At 59.6% G+C, this 14,509-nt stretch carries 11 protein-coding genes; 4 read left to right on the top strand and 7 right to left on the bottom strand.

Annotation, left to right across the window (positions count from 1 at the left end; all coding sequences use genetic code 11):
- Window positions 1-125: 125 nt before the first annotated feature.
- Both BLS87_RS00555 and BLS87_RS00560 read left to right on the top strand, forming a co-directional pair.
- A complete protein-coding gene (locus tag BLS87_RS00555; protein WP_074749460.1) occupies window positions 126-620 on the top strand; it encodes a helix-turn-helix domain-containing protein in 495 nt (164 codons plus the stop codon).
- 198 nt (window positions 621-818) lie between these two features.
- Window positions 819-1,328 (top strand): hypothetical protein, encoded by a 510-nt coding sequence (locus BLS87_RS00560; RefSeq protein ID WP_074749461.1) that lies wholly within the window; start codon window positions 819-821, stop codon window positions 1,326-1,328.
- Window positions 1,329-1,424: 96 nt separating this feature from the next.
- On the opposite strand, the gene BLS87_RS00565 is transcribed toward BLS87_RS00560, so the two are convergent.
- Window positions 1,425-3,284 (bottom strand): ABC transporter ATP-binding protein, encoded by a 1,860-nt coding sequence (locus BLS87_RS00565; RefSeq protein WP_074749462.1) that lies wholly within the window; start codon window positions 3,282-3,284, stop codon window positions 1,425-1,427.
- A 65-nt stretch (window positions 3,285-3,349) separates the two neighbouring features.
- Window positions 3,350-5,845, bottom strand: coding sequence for an ATP-binding protein (locus BLS87_RS00570; RefSeq protein WP_425262185.1), 2,496 nt, complete (start codon window positions 5,843-5,845; stop codon window positions 3,350-3,352).
- A gap of 501 nt (window positions 5,846-6,346) precedes the next feature.
- Here BLS87_RS00570 and BLS87_RS00575 point away from each other — a divergent pair.
- Window positions 6,347-8,470: a TonB-dependent siderophore receptor gene (locus BLS87_RS00575; protein ID WP_074750184.1), complete on the top strand. Its 2,124-nt coding sequence runs from the start codon at window positions 6,347-6,349 to the stop codon at window positions 8,468-8,470.
- A 185-nt stretch (window positions 8,471-8,655) separates the two neighbouring features.
- On the opposite strand, the gene BLS87_RS00580 is transcribed toward BLS87_RS00575, so the two are convergent.
- From BLS87_RS00580 to BLS87_RS00595, 4 genes are all read right to left on the bottom strand, one after another.
- Complete coding sequence (locus BLS87_RS00580; RefSeq protein WP_074749464.1) at window positions 8,656-9,018, bottom strand: response regulator; 363 nt, start codon at window positions 9,016-9,018, stop codon at window positions 8,656-8,658.
- 83 nt (window positions 9,019-9,101) lie between these two features.
- The gene (locus tag BLS87_RS00585) at window positions 9,102-10,490 is read right to left on the bottom strand and encodes an ATPase domain-containing protein (protein WP_074749465.1); all 1,389 of its coding nucleotides are present in this window, start codon (window positions 10,488-10,490) and stop codon (window positions 9,102-9,104) included.
- Window positions 10,491-10,649: 159 nt separating this feature from the next.
- Window positions 10,650-10,964 (bottom strand): hypothetical protein, encoded by a 315-nt coding sequence (locus BLS87_RS00590; protein ID WP_074749466.1) that lies wholly within the window; start codon window positions 10,962-10,964, stop codon window positions 10,650-10,652.
- Between the two features lie 143 nt (window positions 10,965-11,107).
- On the bottom strand, window positions 11,108-11,620 hold the full coding sequence (locus tag BLS87_RS00595) for an acyloxyacyl hydrolase (RefSeq protein ID WP_208605127.1): 513 nt from the start codon (window positions 11,618-11,620) through the stop codon (window positions 11,108-11,110).
- Window positions 11,621-11,813: 193 nt separating this feature from the next.
- Between BLS87_RS00595 and BLS87_RS33530 the strand changes: the two genes are divergently transcribed.
- The gene (locus BLS87_RS33530; RefSeq protein ID WP_074750186.1) at window positions 11,814-11,999 is read left to right on the top strand and encodes a hypothetical protein; all 186 of its coding nucleotides are present in this window, start codon (window positions 11,814-11,816) and stop codon (window positions 11,997-11,999) included.
- 38 nt (window positions 12,000-12,037) lie between these two features.
- Here the strand turns inward: BLS87_RS33530 and BLS87_RS34395 are convergent, their stop codons facing one another.
- The gene (locus BLS87_RS34395) at window positions 12,038-14,485 is read right to left on the bottom strand and encodes a PAS domain-containing protein (RefSeq protein ID WP_074749468.1); all 2,448 of its coding nucleotides are present in this window, start codon (window positions 14,483-14,485) and stop codon (window positions 12,038-12,040) included.
- Between the last annotated feature and the right edge of the window lie 24 nt (window positions 14,486-14,509).

Genomic DNA, 14,509 nt, shown 5'->3' on the forward strand with positions numbered 1-14,509 from the left:
CAACGCGAAGCCCTTCGTTGCGCTGCAGCGAGGGGTGTTTTGCTGACCGCAAAGGTGTCGCGAGACGATTGTCGGCGCGCCGTGGATCGGTGAAGAAGTTTGGATGAAGCCTGGAAGACAAATCGATGCAATCGGAAAATGCCGCTGACTGGAAGCGTTCCAGAGAGCGATTAGCCCCTTGGAGAGTCAAGAAGGCGCAGGTGCTCATGTCTCAACTGATGGTAGAGCGAGGGACGGTCGAAAAAGTCGCCAAAGCGTGTGCTCTGTCCAGAAGCCACTTTTCTCGGGCGTTTAAAAATTCTACCGGGCTTTCGCCGCATGACTGGCTCCGGCGGGAAAAACTGTCGAAAGCCGAACAACTGTTAAAGGACCGACGCCTGACGATTAATCAGATTGCCCTTGAGTGCGGGTTCACGGATCAGTCGTATTTCACGCGCTTGTTCAGACGAGTGAAAGGCGTGAGCCCTCGGCGTTGGCAAGTCCAGCATGAAGGCAATGGCGTAACGGCCAAGTGTGATCTGTCATCCGCGGGACGTTTTAAGTTTCGCGCTGATGAAACAGTTATTCAGTGTGAAGTTGATGTTTTTAACGTGGGTTGCAAACGTCCACTCTGTAAGTAACGCCCCAAGCGGACAATTAACCCTGAATAAGTGCCATGAGAGATTTCGCGCTTGACGGCATTATAAGGATTTCCAACTATTGGCACTCTTCATGGACATCGTCACGATGAACCTTATCGTTCTGTTCACTGCAACGGCGGTTGGCGCACTGTCATGACCAGACAAAACCAAGACGTTTATTCAAACAGGGAATGAACAATGAATACCCTTTCTGGTGTCACTATCCATCACTCGATCATCCCCTCTAATCGAGACATTGATGCAAGAATCACTGTTCAGCCTGCTTTGACGGCGGCCGAGGTGAGCAGCAGTATCCAGCCTCGCGACGCCGTCAAAGTCAATCTCTCTGTTGAGGGGTTGCAGGCCTTTGCGTCCGCGCAGAGCGACAGCAAAAAACCGGCGAATACTGAGGCCAAGGAAATCGCGAAAATTCGCGAGCACATTAAAGAGTTGCAACAAGCCCTTCAGGAGCAGCAGGCGCAACTGCAGTCAATCCAGTCATCTAAAAACGTGTCCGACGATGAAAAGACTCAACGTATTGAAGCCATCAACCAACAACTTGCCAGTCTCAACGCTTCACTCGCCAGTGCGACCGCGCAGTTGATGGAAGCGCTCAAAGGTAAGCCGAAAACTGCGGGCGCGGAGGGTGTTCAGCCTGTGCCGTTTGTGCAACATGGGGCGCCGGCTTCCGGGTCGGACTCTTTCTGATCCAGCGATGCAGGTGTCGGCGGTCGCGTTACTGTTCGTCAATTAATGACGGCGAAGCCTGGGCGATCAGCGTTGATCGCCCAATGCCTACAACCCTCAAGCCTGCTCGCTCGCCTCGACCACCCCCTGATCCTCACCCAGAAACCCGCCACTCTGGTGCTGCCACAGCCGTGCATAGACGCCGTTTTTCGCGAGCAATTCAGTGTGCGTGCCTTGCTCGATGATACGGCCGTCATCCATGACGATGAGTCGGTCCATGGCGGCTATCGTGGACAGCCGGTGGGCGATGGCGATCACGGTTTTGCCTTCCATCATTTCATCCAGGCTTTCCTGAATGGCGACTTCGACTTCTGAGTCCAGCGCGCTGGTCGCCTCGTCCAGCAGCAGGATGGGAGCGTTCTTGAGCATCACCCGCGCAATCGCGACCCGTTGACGCTGACCGCCCGAAAGCTTGATACCGCGCTCGCCCACCAGGGTGTCGTACCCGGTGTGTCCCTGCTTGTCGCTGAGCTGGCGGATGAAACCGTCGGCCTGGGCGTTGGCTGCGGCGCTGTGAATCTGAGCGTCGGTCGCGTCGGGTCGGCCGTAGGCGATGTTGTCGCGAATGGAGCGGTGGAGCAGGGAGGTGTCCTGAGTGACCATGCCGATGGCGCTGCGCAGGCTGTCCTGGGTGACGTGCGCGATGTTCTGCCCGTCGATGCGGATCTCGCCGCTGTCCACGTCGTAGAAGCGCAGCAGCAGGTTGATGAGCGTGGATTTGCCCGCGCCGGAGCGACCGACCAGGCCAATCTTTTCACCCGGCTGGATGCTCAGGCTCAACCCGTCGAGCACTTGCCGCTCCCCACCGTAATTGAAGCTCACCTTGTCGAAGGTCACGGCGCCGCCGGAGGTCACCAGTACGCTTGCGTGCGGCGCATCCTGAACCTTGGGGCCGCGGGTCAGGGTCGCCATGCCATCCTGTACCGTGCCGATGTTTTCGAACAGGGACGTCATTTGCCACATGATCCAGTGAGACATGCCGTTGATGCGCAACGCCATCGCGGTAATCGCGGCGACGGCGCCTGCGCCGACTTCGTCTTGATGCCACAACCACAGCGCGTAGCCGCCGGCTGCCAGAATCAATCCGACCACCAGCGCCTGGTTGACGATCTCGAACTGGCTCACGAGGCGCATCTGCCGGAAGCCGGTCTGCTTGAAGTCTTCCATGGCCGCGCGTGCGAAGTGCGCTTCACGTTTGGAATGGGAGAACAATTTGACGGTGGTGATGTTGGTGTAGGCGTCCGAGATCCGTCCGGTCATCGACGACCGCGCATTGGCCTGTTCCTGCCCGACTTTCCCCAGGCGCGGCACGAAGTACCACATGGCCAGCCCGAACAATACGATCCAGGCTATGAACGGGAGCATCAGCTTCAGCGCGAAGCCACCGGCCAGTGCGATGATCGCGATGAAATACACGCCGATTCCGGGCGCGATTTCGATAAGGGTGAACAGCACTTCACGTACGGACAGTGCGGTCTGCATCACCTTGGTGGTGACCCGGCCTGAGAATTCATCGGAAAAGAACGACAGACTCTGGCGCAGCATCAGGCGATGGAAGTCCCAGCGCAGACGCAACGGCAGGTTGATCGCCAAAATCTGGTGCTGGACCATCGTGCGCAACGCCACCAGCCCGATACTGGTCAACAACACAATGCCGATGCCCCACAACACGTGACGTTCCTGATCGGTCACCGCGCCGCCGGTCTTCCAGGTCGAGAGCAAGTCCACGACCTGGCCCAGGAAGGAAAACAGCCAGGCTTCGTAGATCGACACCCCGGCGCTGAGCAACGCGAGCGCGAGGATATAGCCCCGGGCGCCACGCGTGCAGGCCCACAGGAAACGCGCCAGCCCGTCGGGAGGTGGCGGGACTTCGTCGGGTGGGAAGGGGTCGAGCCAACGCTCAAATGCACGCAGCATGGTGGTCTCCGAAAGGATCAAATGAAGAAGAGTTTGCCATCGAACGGCGGCCAGGGCTAAGGCGGCTAGCGTTCAGGGTCGTCAGCATCGGGGGTTGAGGGCCGTTTCGCCGCGACAGCGCTCATCACCTCCATCAATTGCGCTTGAGAGAATGGCTTGGCGAGGCGAGGGATTTGCGCAGGGAGCCCGGTGACCATTTCCGCATACCCCGAGACCAGGATCAGCGGCAGGTCCGGCCAGCGCTCGCAGACCAGGGCCGCCAGTTGGGCCCCCGTCATGTGGGGCATGGCGTGATCGGAGATCACCATGTCGAATCGTTGCCGATCCAGCCAGCTCAGCGCTTCGTGCGCGGAACGTACGGCCTGCACGCGATGCCCCATGTCCCTGAGCATCTCCACGGTGCTGAGCAGCACCAGCTCATCGTCGTCCACCGCCAGAATGTCCCACGCGGCAGGGTGAGCCAGGTCGCGCACCGGTTGTTGCGAGCCTGTATCCAGCGCCTGTGCGGGGGCTGTTGTGGCCGGTAACCACAGCGCGGCGGTCGTTCCGATACCCGGGCTGCTGCACAAACGCAACGCCCCGCCTGATTGCTGAACCAAACCGTGCACCATGGACAAGCCCAAGCCAGTGCCTTGCCCGATGCCCTTGGTGGTGAAGAACGGTTCAGTCGCGCGCTTGAGCGTCTCTTCGTCCATGCCTGTGCCGGTGTCGATGACGCAAAGGCACCCGTATTCTCCGGGGTTGAGCTGTGCGTCCGCTGCCAGCACGGTCCGCAGGCTTGCTTCGATTCTGATCTGCCCTTGGCCGTCCATGGCGTCGCGCGCATTGACAGCCAGATTCAGCAGCGCCGCTTCCAGCTGATTGGGGTCGGTGAGCACCCAGACCGCGGCGGACGCGGGGGTTATCTGCAGCTCGATGGTGGGCCCGAGGGAGCGTTGCAGCAGTTCGCTCATGCCCGTGATCAATTCACCGAGTTCGACAGCCTCAGCCCGCAGTTCTTGCCTGCGTGCGAACGCCAGCATGCGGGCGATCAGCGTGGCGCCTCGCTCTGCGCCCGTGCGCGCGTTATCGACCAGTTGCAGGAGGTGCGGGGTCGGTGGCATTCGCCGACGCAACAGCTCAAGGCTGCCAATGACCGCCATCAGCAGGTTGTTGAAGTCATGGGCAATGCCGCCTGTGAGACTGCCTAACGCCTCCATTTTCTGCGATTGATGCAAGGCTTGCTCGGTGCGACGAATGTTGGCTTCGCTCTGGCGCAAGGCCTCGGTGCGCTCGAGCACCCGGGCCTCAAGGTCGAGGCGAAAGCGCTCTTCGCTGTCGCGGCGTCTGGACTCGGCGCGCACCCGTTCGATATGCGCCCAGGACCGCTCGGCCACTTCGGCCAGCATCGACAGTTCGCGCGGGGCCCACTGGCGGGGAACCCGGTCATGAATCGCCATCAGTGCCGTGAGCCGACCGTCCTTCACCAACGGCATGCAAACCGTGGCCGCCAGCCCGATGCTCAGAAACGCCTGAGCCTCGACGGGTTCCAGCTCGCCTGCGTTGTCGTTCAGGATCAATGGCAGGCCCGAATGCAGGTTGCGCATTGCCAGTTTGCCGAAGTCAGCCAGACGGTAATGCCCGACAATGCTGGTCGAGCCGGGCGCATGCCAGTCGCCGCGGATGGTGAAACTGTCCTCATCCGACTCCATGTCGGCATAGGCACAGACGGCGATCTGCAGGTGTTCGCCCAGCATCCGCGTGGTGGTGGCCATGATGACGTCGGCGTCGTTGCTGCGGGCGGTTTCCTTCCCCAGCGCATCCAGAAAATGCAGCCGCCGCTCATTGGCCCGCAGTGCTTCTTCCGCTTCCCTGCGCCCGGTAACGTCTGTGGCGGTGCCGAACCATTCGATGATTTCGCCGTGCTCGTCAAACAGTGGAACGGCGCGGGACAGCACCCAGCCCAACGTTCCATCGGTCCGTATGACCGGGTGCTCGAGGGTGAACGTGCTTTTAGTGCGGATCGCTTCTTTGATCGCCAGATTGACCTGCGGCTGGTGTTGCGGCGGGACGTAGGTGTCCAGCCAACTGAGGTCGGAAGGGATGCCGTCTTCAAGGAAACCTTTACCGTCGAGTTGACGCAGGTTGCGCCAGTCGGGTGATACCCGATACACGACGTCAGCCGTTGCGTTGACCAGCGCGCGGAAGCGCTGTTCGCTTTGCTGAAGGTTGCGGCGTGCCAGGATCCTCGATGTGGTCTCCACGACAATGGCAATCACACCGGCAGGCGTGCCACTTTCGTCATAAACGGGGGAATAATCCAGGTCCATCCAGACCTGCTCCGCGTGCCCATGGCGATACAGCGTCAGCTCTTGGTCTTTGTAGGCCAGGGTCTGGCCCGACAGGCCGATGCGCATGACCTGGTCATTGAAGTCGGCGACTTCCGCCCAGCCTTTTCGGACTTCAGAACCCAACAGGCGGGGATGGCGCTCCCCGGCAAAAACGGAATAGGCGTCGTTGTAGATCATGATGCCCTTGGCGCCCCACAGCAGCACGATGGGCACCGGGGATGCGAGCAGCATCGACGTCACCGTTTTAAGACTCTGCGGCCACAGCGCAGGGGCGCCCAAACCACTTGAGGACCAGTCGTGGTGACGAATCAGCTCGCCAAGTTTACTCGGAGGCAGGAACGACAGACTGTCTGTCGCGGGCGGCTGGATCATAGAGACTCAAGTCCATCAGAGGCAGGGTGGATTGCTATGCGAGTCGGTTGCAAAGCGATAGTTCCGACAGGGTATCAGCGCCCGGCGCAAGAGAGTCATCACACCCATGGCGTCTGTGCGGATGGCGGGCTCCCGCACTTCTGGATCAACCCTATTTCTTGAGTCGAGGTCGCCATTGCTCCCTCCACGGACGCCGGATTTGCCGCTGTGCTGCACCGTCGGTGTCAGGTCTGTGGTGCCGTGTTTTCATCCAGCCGAAAATATTTTTCAAAAACCTGTGAGGTAAATGCCGTTTCGACCCGTGTAGAGAGATAGGAATCATTCTCTTTCGCTTTTCTCTACGGAGTCACTCACGTGGTCATGCTGCTCAACCGCACCAATGCTTCGCTCCTTTTGTGTTCGGCCCTGCCGTGTCTGGCGATGGCCGCCCAGCCGGTCACCGAGCTTCCGGTCAGCACCATTGAGTCCACGTATGACGCCAGGGGTGAGGCCAGCAGCTATACCCGCGCCGACAACAGCACCGCGAGCAGAGGATCGACCCAGAACCGCGATGAGGCGCAGACCGTCAACACCGTGACGGCACAAACGCTCGATGACTATCAGGTGAAGGACCTCAATGATGCGATGCGTTTCGTCAGCGGTGTCACGCAGACCAACACCTTGGGCGGCACCAAGGACGCGGTGATCAAACGCGGTTTCGGCAGCAACGACGACAACTCCATCCTGCGCGACGGCATCCGTTCGGCCATCGGCCACAACCTGGGCGCCACCACCGATCATGTGGAAGTGCTGAAGGGGCCCGCATCACTGATGTACGGCGCGCTTGAGCCCGGCGGGCTTATTAACGTGATCAGCAAACAGCCGCAGTTCACCCGCAGCACGACGCTGACCGGGTCAGGTTACAGCGAGGGCGGCGGGTCTTTCGGCGTCGACACGACCGGCCCGCTGGGCGATACCGGCCTCGCTTATCGTCTGATCGCCGAACGCAGCCATGAAGATTACTGGCGCAACTACGGTGTCGACGAACACACGCTGATTGCGCCCTCGATTGCCTGGGTGGGTGATCGTGCCAGTTTCTCGCTGGCCTACACCTACAACGACTACGCCAGCCCGTTTGATCGCGGCACGGTGTTTGTGGGTGGGCATCCTGCGGACATCAGCTACCGCGATCGTCTGGATGAGCGTTGGGCGAAGACGCAGGGTATCAGCCAAAGCACGACCGCCAAGTTCGAGTATCAGCTCAACGACGATTGGCGCAGCCGCCTGACCTATGGCTGGACGGAGGATCGCTACAGTCTGGCCATTGCACAGCCCAGCACGTTAAACGGCAACACCTTGCGGCGAATCGCCAACGGTGGCCATTACGATTACGAAAGCCGCTATACCGCGCTGGATTTCCTGGGCGACCAGCAGATATTCGGGCAACGGCACGAGATCACGGTCGGCATCGACAACGAATCGCTGGATAAATACCGTGGCAAAACCTACCGCAATACCAGCACCACGGCCGGCAACCTCAACATTCAGAATCCCGCTTACGGCAACCTCGCCGAACCTGTGACCATCAGCGCCGCACAGAGCAATGCGCAAAACAACCTCGTCACCACTTCGGCGTACTTCAAGGACAACTGGCACCTGAACGACCAGTGGATTCTGGTGTTCGGCGGGCGTCAGGAGCACTGGGATCAGTACAGCGATCAGGGGCTGGGCAGCGCGTATGCGCCGGGCGCTGATTCCAACGGGGATAAATTTATTCCGTTTGGCGGGATCGTCTATCAGCCAACGGAAACGGTGGCGCTCTATGCCAACTACAGCCGTTCCTTCGTGCCCAACGACGCCGATGATGCAGGCAACAGCTTCAAACCCACTGAAGGTCGCAGCTACGAAGCCGGGATCAAATACACGCCAGTCGAAAAGCTCAACGTGAACCTGGCGGTCTACGACATCGTTAAAAAGAACCTCGTGAACAGCGTGCTGCAAAGCAATGGCGACAGCATCGACGAAGCGGTGGGTAAAGCACGCTCACGCGGGGTCGAGCTGGATGTGACCGGTGAGATCGCCCAAAACTGGAGCGTTATCGGCACCTATGCGTACGACCATACAGAAGTGTTGAAGAACGACGAGTCGCCCGAGCAGGAAGGCAATCGTCTGCCTAACGCGCCGATGCACAGCGCCAGCCTCTACCTGACTCACCATCTCGCGCTGCCGGCTGATACGGGCAAGTGGCATGTCGGCGCCGGTGCTCGCTACGTCGGCCAGCGTCCGGGGGACGATGCCAACAGCTTCTGGCTCGACAGCTACACCCTGGCCGATGCGTTCGTTCGCTGGGACCTGCCGACCCGAGACTACAAAACCAGCCTGCAACTGAACATCGACAACCTGTTCAACAAGGAGTACTACCCGTCGACGACTGGCAGCAGCAAGCTCCAGGTGGAAGAGGGTGCGTTGAGAACCGCTCGGCTCACGGCCAGCATGACGTTCTGATCGAAGGTCTGTGTGGGTGTTCAGGGGAGTTACCCTGATCCCGCGCAGGCTCTGATTCCCGAATACGGTCTGGCGTGAGGGCGGGGGATGCTGGGCAGAGCCCTGATATTGCAGATTCTGCGTACGCGTGGCACGGCGCTGTGAGGAACCGTCACTGAGACCCGAGACAGGCAACGGGGCGCCGGTCAGCTTCTGGCAACCAGCGCTTTGATCTTGTCGACCACCACATCGATATCAAACGGTTTATCCAGGACCTCGATGAAGAGGTCCGGGCGCGCAACGCCGAGGTAAGCCTGTGCCCCGCTCATGAGCATGATTGGCGTGGCGGCGTGAAGATCTCTGCTCCTCACCGCGTCCGCAAACTCGATACCAGTCATGCCGGGCATCATGAAGTCGGTGATGATGAGGTCCGGGCGCTCCCTGTCCAGGATTTCCAGCGCCTTCTTTCCGCTTCCAGCGGTGACGGTCATGTACCCCTCATCCTCAAGCGCAAAGCTCAGAATGTCTGCAATCAGGTATTCGTCGTCGACGATAAGAATGGTCGTCATGACGTGAGCGCTCGTCGGAGCCAGTCAAATGTGCTTGGTCGTGCAAGCCAGACTCGCTGTGTCGTTTTAAACATGTGCATGAGTCAGACCTTATTCACGGCTACCCCGAAATCACCTATGGCCACCTCCAGCAGAGAGGGGTCGTAGGCGCTGTCCCTGATTTTCAGAATAAAAAGCTCGCGTTTAAGTTCAGAACCTTTTCGTGCGAATCGGATGAGGAGCAGATTGTCCACGATGCTTGAGAGGTCCGAAGCCGGTGCATCGATCTCACTGCCCAGCAGTGTCTGCGTCTCCCACGAGGCCATGGTGGTGACGCCTCGGGTCCGCAATTCCGCCATCAGCGCGGCGAGCAGGTCATGAATTCTGCTCTTGTCCGCCGCGACGCGGCCCATTCCGCTGAGGCTGTCGATGAAGACTCGCTTGATCCCTTTCTCTTCGACAACCTTGAGCAAGTCGTAGCCCAGCTTGTCGATCAGACCGGGCGTGGTGGGATTCCAGATGAGGTGCAGGGCTCCGCTGCTCTGCATGGCGTCAAGGTCGATACCGAACGCGTTGGCCTTGACCCTCAGCCGCTGCGGCGATTCGAAAAAACCGAATAACAGCCCCGGCTCCTGCGGCGTGCATTTGCTCAGGAAATGCATCCCGATGGAGGTTTTCCCGGCGCCGGACGGGCCCGTGAGCAAGGTCACTGAAGAGCCTACGAGCCCACCGCCGATCTGCGGATCCAGTGAGTCGATGCCGCTGCTGACAGGCGCGATCGAAGCCAGGTCAACCACTGACGCACAGCTCAAGACGCTTTCGAGCCTTGGGTAAACATCAATGCCCTTGTCCGTGATTTCAAACTCGTGGGCACCTGGCAACGAACCGCTTCCGCGGGTTTTGCGCAGCCTCATGCGGCGAACGGTCCTGGGACCAAAGGTCTCTTCACCCATCTCGATGACGCCATCGACCATGGTGTGCTCCGGGCTGCCGTCGTCCAGCTGCGAGCTGGTCAGGAAGATGACGGTGCAGCCGGCGAACGCGGCATGACCCTGAAGTTCGGAAATGAACTTCTTGGTATCGATAGGCAGTTCGGCTTGGGAGCGGGCGTTCAGGAGGCCATCCAGAATCATCAGCGTGGACTTCTGTCTGCTGATTTCCCGCCGCAGCAATTTGACGACCTCGTCCAGGCCATCATTTTCCAGGGTGTCAAACGCGCTGACGAACTGGATCTTTCCGCCGATCTGGGTTTTGTCGAAGAAACTGAGCGTCGACAGAAAGTGGAACAGGCGATCGTGAGGCTCTGCGAGCAACGTGGCGAAGAGGACATTGGCGCCGTTGCGCACATGGTTGAAGCCGATCTGATTCGCAAGGATTGTTTTCCCGGAGCCAGGGCGCCCTTGAACAATATACGAAGCCCCGGCGACCAATCCGCCCTTCAACAGGGTATCAAGGCCCTCAATGCCGCTTTTCAGGCGTTTTAACTGTTCCACGTCTCAGTCCTCTACTGATTCAGCCAGCAACACGATGAGTGTACGGGGCGGGGCTGATGCTGCTGGTTGTTGCGGACAGCTATTCTATCCAAAGCGAAGGCGTGCGCTAGCCCTCTTTTCAGAGAGCGTCTCGTTGGACAGGTTTCGTCGGTGGCGTCTTCAGGACGCGGTCAGCGGCGTCGGTTGCAGCAGTTCGCGAGTGCTGTCAGTGATGATGACGGGGCGATACTGCAAGTCGACAAGATGCTCTGCGTTTTCGTCGGGAGACGCGCAGGCCCGCGCCCCGAATGCCAGTGCTATCTCGGCGTGCTCGCTCGAGAAAAATACAAACGTTTCTGCCGTCGCGGCGTCGATCATCAGGCGATAGGGCGATTCAGCCATCGGGCACAGCAACAGCCGGAGTTCGTCCAGAATTCTCAAACGGTGGTAGACGGGCGCCCCATGCCCCAACGATTTACTGTACCAATCGGCCATATCATTGCTCGTCAAACGGATAGTTAAGGTTCTGACAAATCGTTGAAAATGTTGGTTCCGCAGCCCCGCAAGGGTCTCAGTGCTGCGGGCGGGTGGCAGGTGAAAAACCTGCCACCCCATTTTCTACGGGCGGCGAGTTCGCGTCAGATCGAATGGCTATAGAACAACGCGTAGGATTCGATCCCGTCGTTCGGCTCTTTGATGCCCGCGTTGGAGTAATGGGTGACGCGCAACCCTACCTTTTGCGTGTCCCCGATCTTGAGGCCGGCGCCCAGGCGGTCTTCAAAGTTGAAGGCCGAACCGAATTTCTGATCGCCCGCCGTGGTGCCTGAAAACATCGCGACGCCGATGCCTGCTTCTACGAATGGCTTGACGTGGCCGTTTCCGAATTCGTACACGAACACCGGGGCGAAGGACACGGAATGACGGCCGCCAGCCTCATCGCCAGCCTCCCAATAGGTGTAACCCAGATCCCAGTAGCCGGTCAGTTTGCCCGTCGAGCTTTCCATCCAGCGCTTGTCCCAATCGAAACCCAAGCCGACGCGGGCCGTGAGACCGCCCTGACTGGTGGCGCCGAGTGCGCCGGAGATTTCGGCGGCGTATGCATTGAGCGAGAGACTGGACAGGCAGAACGCCGCGATCAGGAGCTTTTTCATATTCTTCATGAGGCAATATCTTGATGAGGGTAGGGATGCGGACGACGCCGCGCGAGGGATAGGGCAGATCGCCATTAGAATGGTTCAATGTTTTTTGCAGGAAGGAAAATTGAACGGCCGTATGCCCTTGAGATCCGAGTTTTACATTCACATCAGCCGTGCCACCGGCATGCAGGCAACGCGAGGAGGTTTTATGGCCGTCACCGTCAAAAAGCTGGAAGGAATTGAAGTGCCTGAGGTGTTACGTCGCGGTGAAGATCAACAGGTCTTTGAGGTGACTGACGTCGACGGCAGCACGCATTACCGGGAAGACGAGGTGGATGCGGCAAAACTCGTCGTCGAACTCAGCGAAGAGGCCAAGAAAGAACAGAGCAGGTGATGCAGCGGTGACCCCTGGACGGGTCACCGGAAAGGCCTTCATTTTCTGACGACCTTCCTGAGCGCTCGGGAAAGTTGATCCAGGGAGTAGGGCTTATGCAGCAGCTCGAAACCGTCGGAACCTTTGTCAGCCAGTACATGGCTGTAACCGGACGTCAGAACGACCGGGAGTTCCGGGTAGCGCGTGTGAAGCTCGTTTGCGAACTCGATGCCGGTCATGCCTGGCATGACCACGTCGGAAAACACCACATCGAACGGCTGGGCAGCGGATTCAAGTTCGGCCATGGCCTGGAGCGCATTGGTGCTCAGGACTGTCCTGTAGCCCAGTTCGGTCAGTGCCTGCACGGCGGAGGTGCCCACGTCGCTGTTGTCCTCCACGACCAGCACACAGGTGCCGTGACCTTCTTGCAGGGGAATATCGGCGAGGGCCTGTTTCGACATCCAGCCTGCCTCGCTCACGCGCGGGAGGTAGAGGGTGAAGGTGGTGCCTTTGCCCAATTCACTGGCCACGGCGATCTCGCCACCGGACTGCTTGGCGAAGCCAAATACCTGACTCAACCCCAATCCCGTGCCTTCGCCGACGCTTTTGGTGGTGAAGAACGGTTCGAAAATGTGCTCCAGCTGCGTCGCAGCGATGCCTGTGCCCGTGTCCGAGATCGAGATGGCCACGAAAGCGCCGGTCGAGGGCGGATGAAGCCTGACGGAGGGCATGGATTCGACGGGGCGTACCGTGAGTGTGAGCCTGCCTTCGCCCATCATCGCGTCCCGGGCATTGGCGACCATGTTGACCAGCGCGGTATCAAACTGACTGGGGTCGGCGTTCACGCAGCAAGGCTGCTCGTCGAGCTGGATCACCGTTTCGATTCTCGAGCCGCTGAGTGTTCTCATCATCCCGCTGATCGCATCGACGTTTTCGCAGGCGCTGAAGACTTCCGGCTGAAGGGCTTGTCTGCGCGCGAAGGCGAGCAACTGCCCGGTCAGCCGGGCGGCGCGATCGACGGTCTCTGAAATGGCGGTCACGTACCGCAGTCTTCGTTCTTCGGTCAGGTTCGGGCGCATCAGCAGATCGGTCGAAGACCGGATGACCGTCAGCAGATTATTGAAGTCATGGGCCACGCCGCCAGTGAGTTGTCCGAAGGCTTCCATCTTCTGGGATTGGCGCAGCGCTTCGGCCTGTTCTCTTTCCTTGGTCACATGCCGACCTGCTGCGTAGACACGACCGTCTTCGAAGGTGCCTGTCCAGCTGAACCATTTGTAAGAACCGTCCTTGTGGCGCAGTCGGTACTCATAGGGCACGGTCAGTGGAGCCTCGAGCAGGGTAGTGAATGCGGCCAGCGAGCCCGTCAGGTCATCCGGGTGCGTGTAGTCTGAAAAGGTGGTACCGACCAGCTCGCTTTCCGACCATCCCAGCTGTTCGGTCCAGCGTCCGTTGACTTCATCCAGCGTGCCGTTGGGCGAGGCGATCACCAGCAGCTCCTGTGACAGTCCCCAGGCCCGATCACGTTCCCGGGTACGAATCGCCAGGTTGTTGGCCTGATCTTTTTCGTGGGTGATGTCGCGGCCGCTGCAATAGATCTTTCCGTCCTCGAGGACCGCCACCCACGCGACCCAGCGGTATTTACCATTGCGATGACGGACGCGATTCTGAAAACGGGAGACCGGCCGGCCTCGGGCAGCCTGGGTGAGGACGGCTTCACTGCCGGGTACATCGTCCGGATGGATGAAGGACAGAAAGGTGGTGTGCAATTCTTCCGGAGACCAGCCCAGGGAAATCGTCCAGGCAGGATTGGAGGCCTCGATGATTCCGTGGGCGTTGATGACGGACAGCAAGTCATTGCTGAGCAGCCAGGTACGGCTTCGCTCTGTGGCGCGCTCATTGACCTTGCGCTCGAGGTAATTGTTGAGGTCACGCAGTTCATCCTGGCTCTGGCGCAACCGCTGATCCGAGCGATGCCGTTCGATGGCGAGCGCGACGGTCTGGGCAATGACAGCGATGGCTTCGATATCGCCATCGGTTGGCGTGCGGGGTTCGCCGTAGTAGACCGCGAACGTGCCGAGAATTTTCCCGTCCGCGGCCCTGACTGGCATCGACCAGCAAGCACGCAGCCCGTGAGGCACCGCGAGGTCCGCGTATCCCTGCCACAGGTGGCTGCTGGCGATATCGTCGACATAAACAGCAGCACCGCGCGCTGCAGCGGTGCCGCACGAGCCAATGCCCTCGCCAATGGCGATTCCGTGAATGGCCTCGTTGTAAGGCGCCGGCAGGCTGGGCGCCGCTCCATGAAGCATGTATTGACCGTCTTCGCTCAAAAACAGCACTGACGCCTTCATGTCACGGCTCTGCGCTTCAATGGCGAGCAGAAGGTCATTCAACACTTCCGCCAGCGGCATACCGCTGGCGATCTGACCCAAGACCTTTCTTTCGCGCTCAATGAGCGCCACCGGGGAGTAGCGTCCACCCAGCAAACTCAGGTCAATGGATGGCATGACAAACTCCTGGAACTCGGTACG

Origin of the sequence: Pseudomonas abietaniphila, from assembly GCF_900100795.1 — a bacterium.
Taxonomy (GTDB): Bacteria; Pseudomonadota; Gammaproteobacteria; order Pseudomonadales; family Pseudomonadaceae; genus Aquipseudomonas; species Aquipseudomonas abietaniphila.

Coding starts and splice junctions, on each gene's coding strand:
- BLS87_RS00555 (WP_074749460.1), top strand. CDS start 126: ATGCAATCGGAAAATGCCGCTGACTGGAAGCGTTCCAGAGAGCGATTA.
- BLS87_RS00560 (WP_074749461.1), top strand. CDS start 819: ATGAATACCCTTTCTGGTGTCACTATCCATCACTCGATCATCCCCTCT.
- BLS87_RS00565 (WP_074749462.1), bottom strand. CDS start 3,284: ATGCTGCGTGCATTTGAGCGTTGGCTCGACCCCTTCCCACCCGACGAA.
- BLS87_RS00570 (WP_425262185.1), bottom strand. CDS start 5,845: ATGCTGCTCGCATCCCCGGTGCCCATCGTGCTGCTGTGGGGCGCCAAG.
- BLS87_RS00575 (WP_074750184.1), top strand. CDS start 6,347: ATGCTGCTCAACCGCACCAATGCTTCGCTCCTTTTGTGTTCGGCCCTG.
- BLS87_RS00580 (WP_074749464.1), bottom strand. CDS start 9,018: ATGACGACCATTCTTATCGTCGACGACGAATACCTGATTGCAGACATT.
- BLS87_RS00590 (WP_074749466.1), bottom strand. CDS start 10,964: ATGGCCGATTGGTACAGTAAATCGTTGGGGCATGGGGCGCCCGTCTAC.
- BLS87_RS00595 (WP_208605127.1), bottom strand. CDS start 11,620: ATGAAAAAGCTCCTGATCGCGGCGTTCTGCCTGTCCAGTCTCTCGCTC.
- BLS87_RS33530 (WP_074750186.1), top strand. CDS start 11,814: ATGGCCGTCACCGTCAAAAAGCTGGAAGGAATTGAAGTGCCTGAGGTG.
- BLS87_RS34395 (WP_074749468.1), bottom strand. CDS start 14,485: ATGCCATCCATTGACCTGAGTTTGCTGGGTGGACGCTACTCCCCGGTG.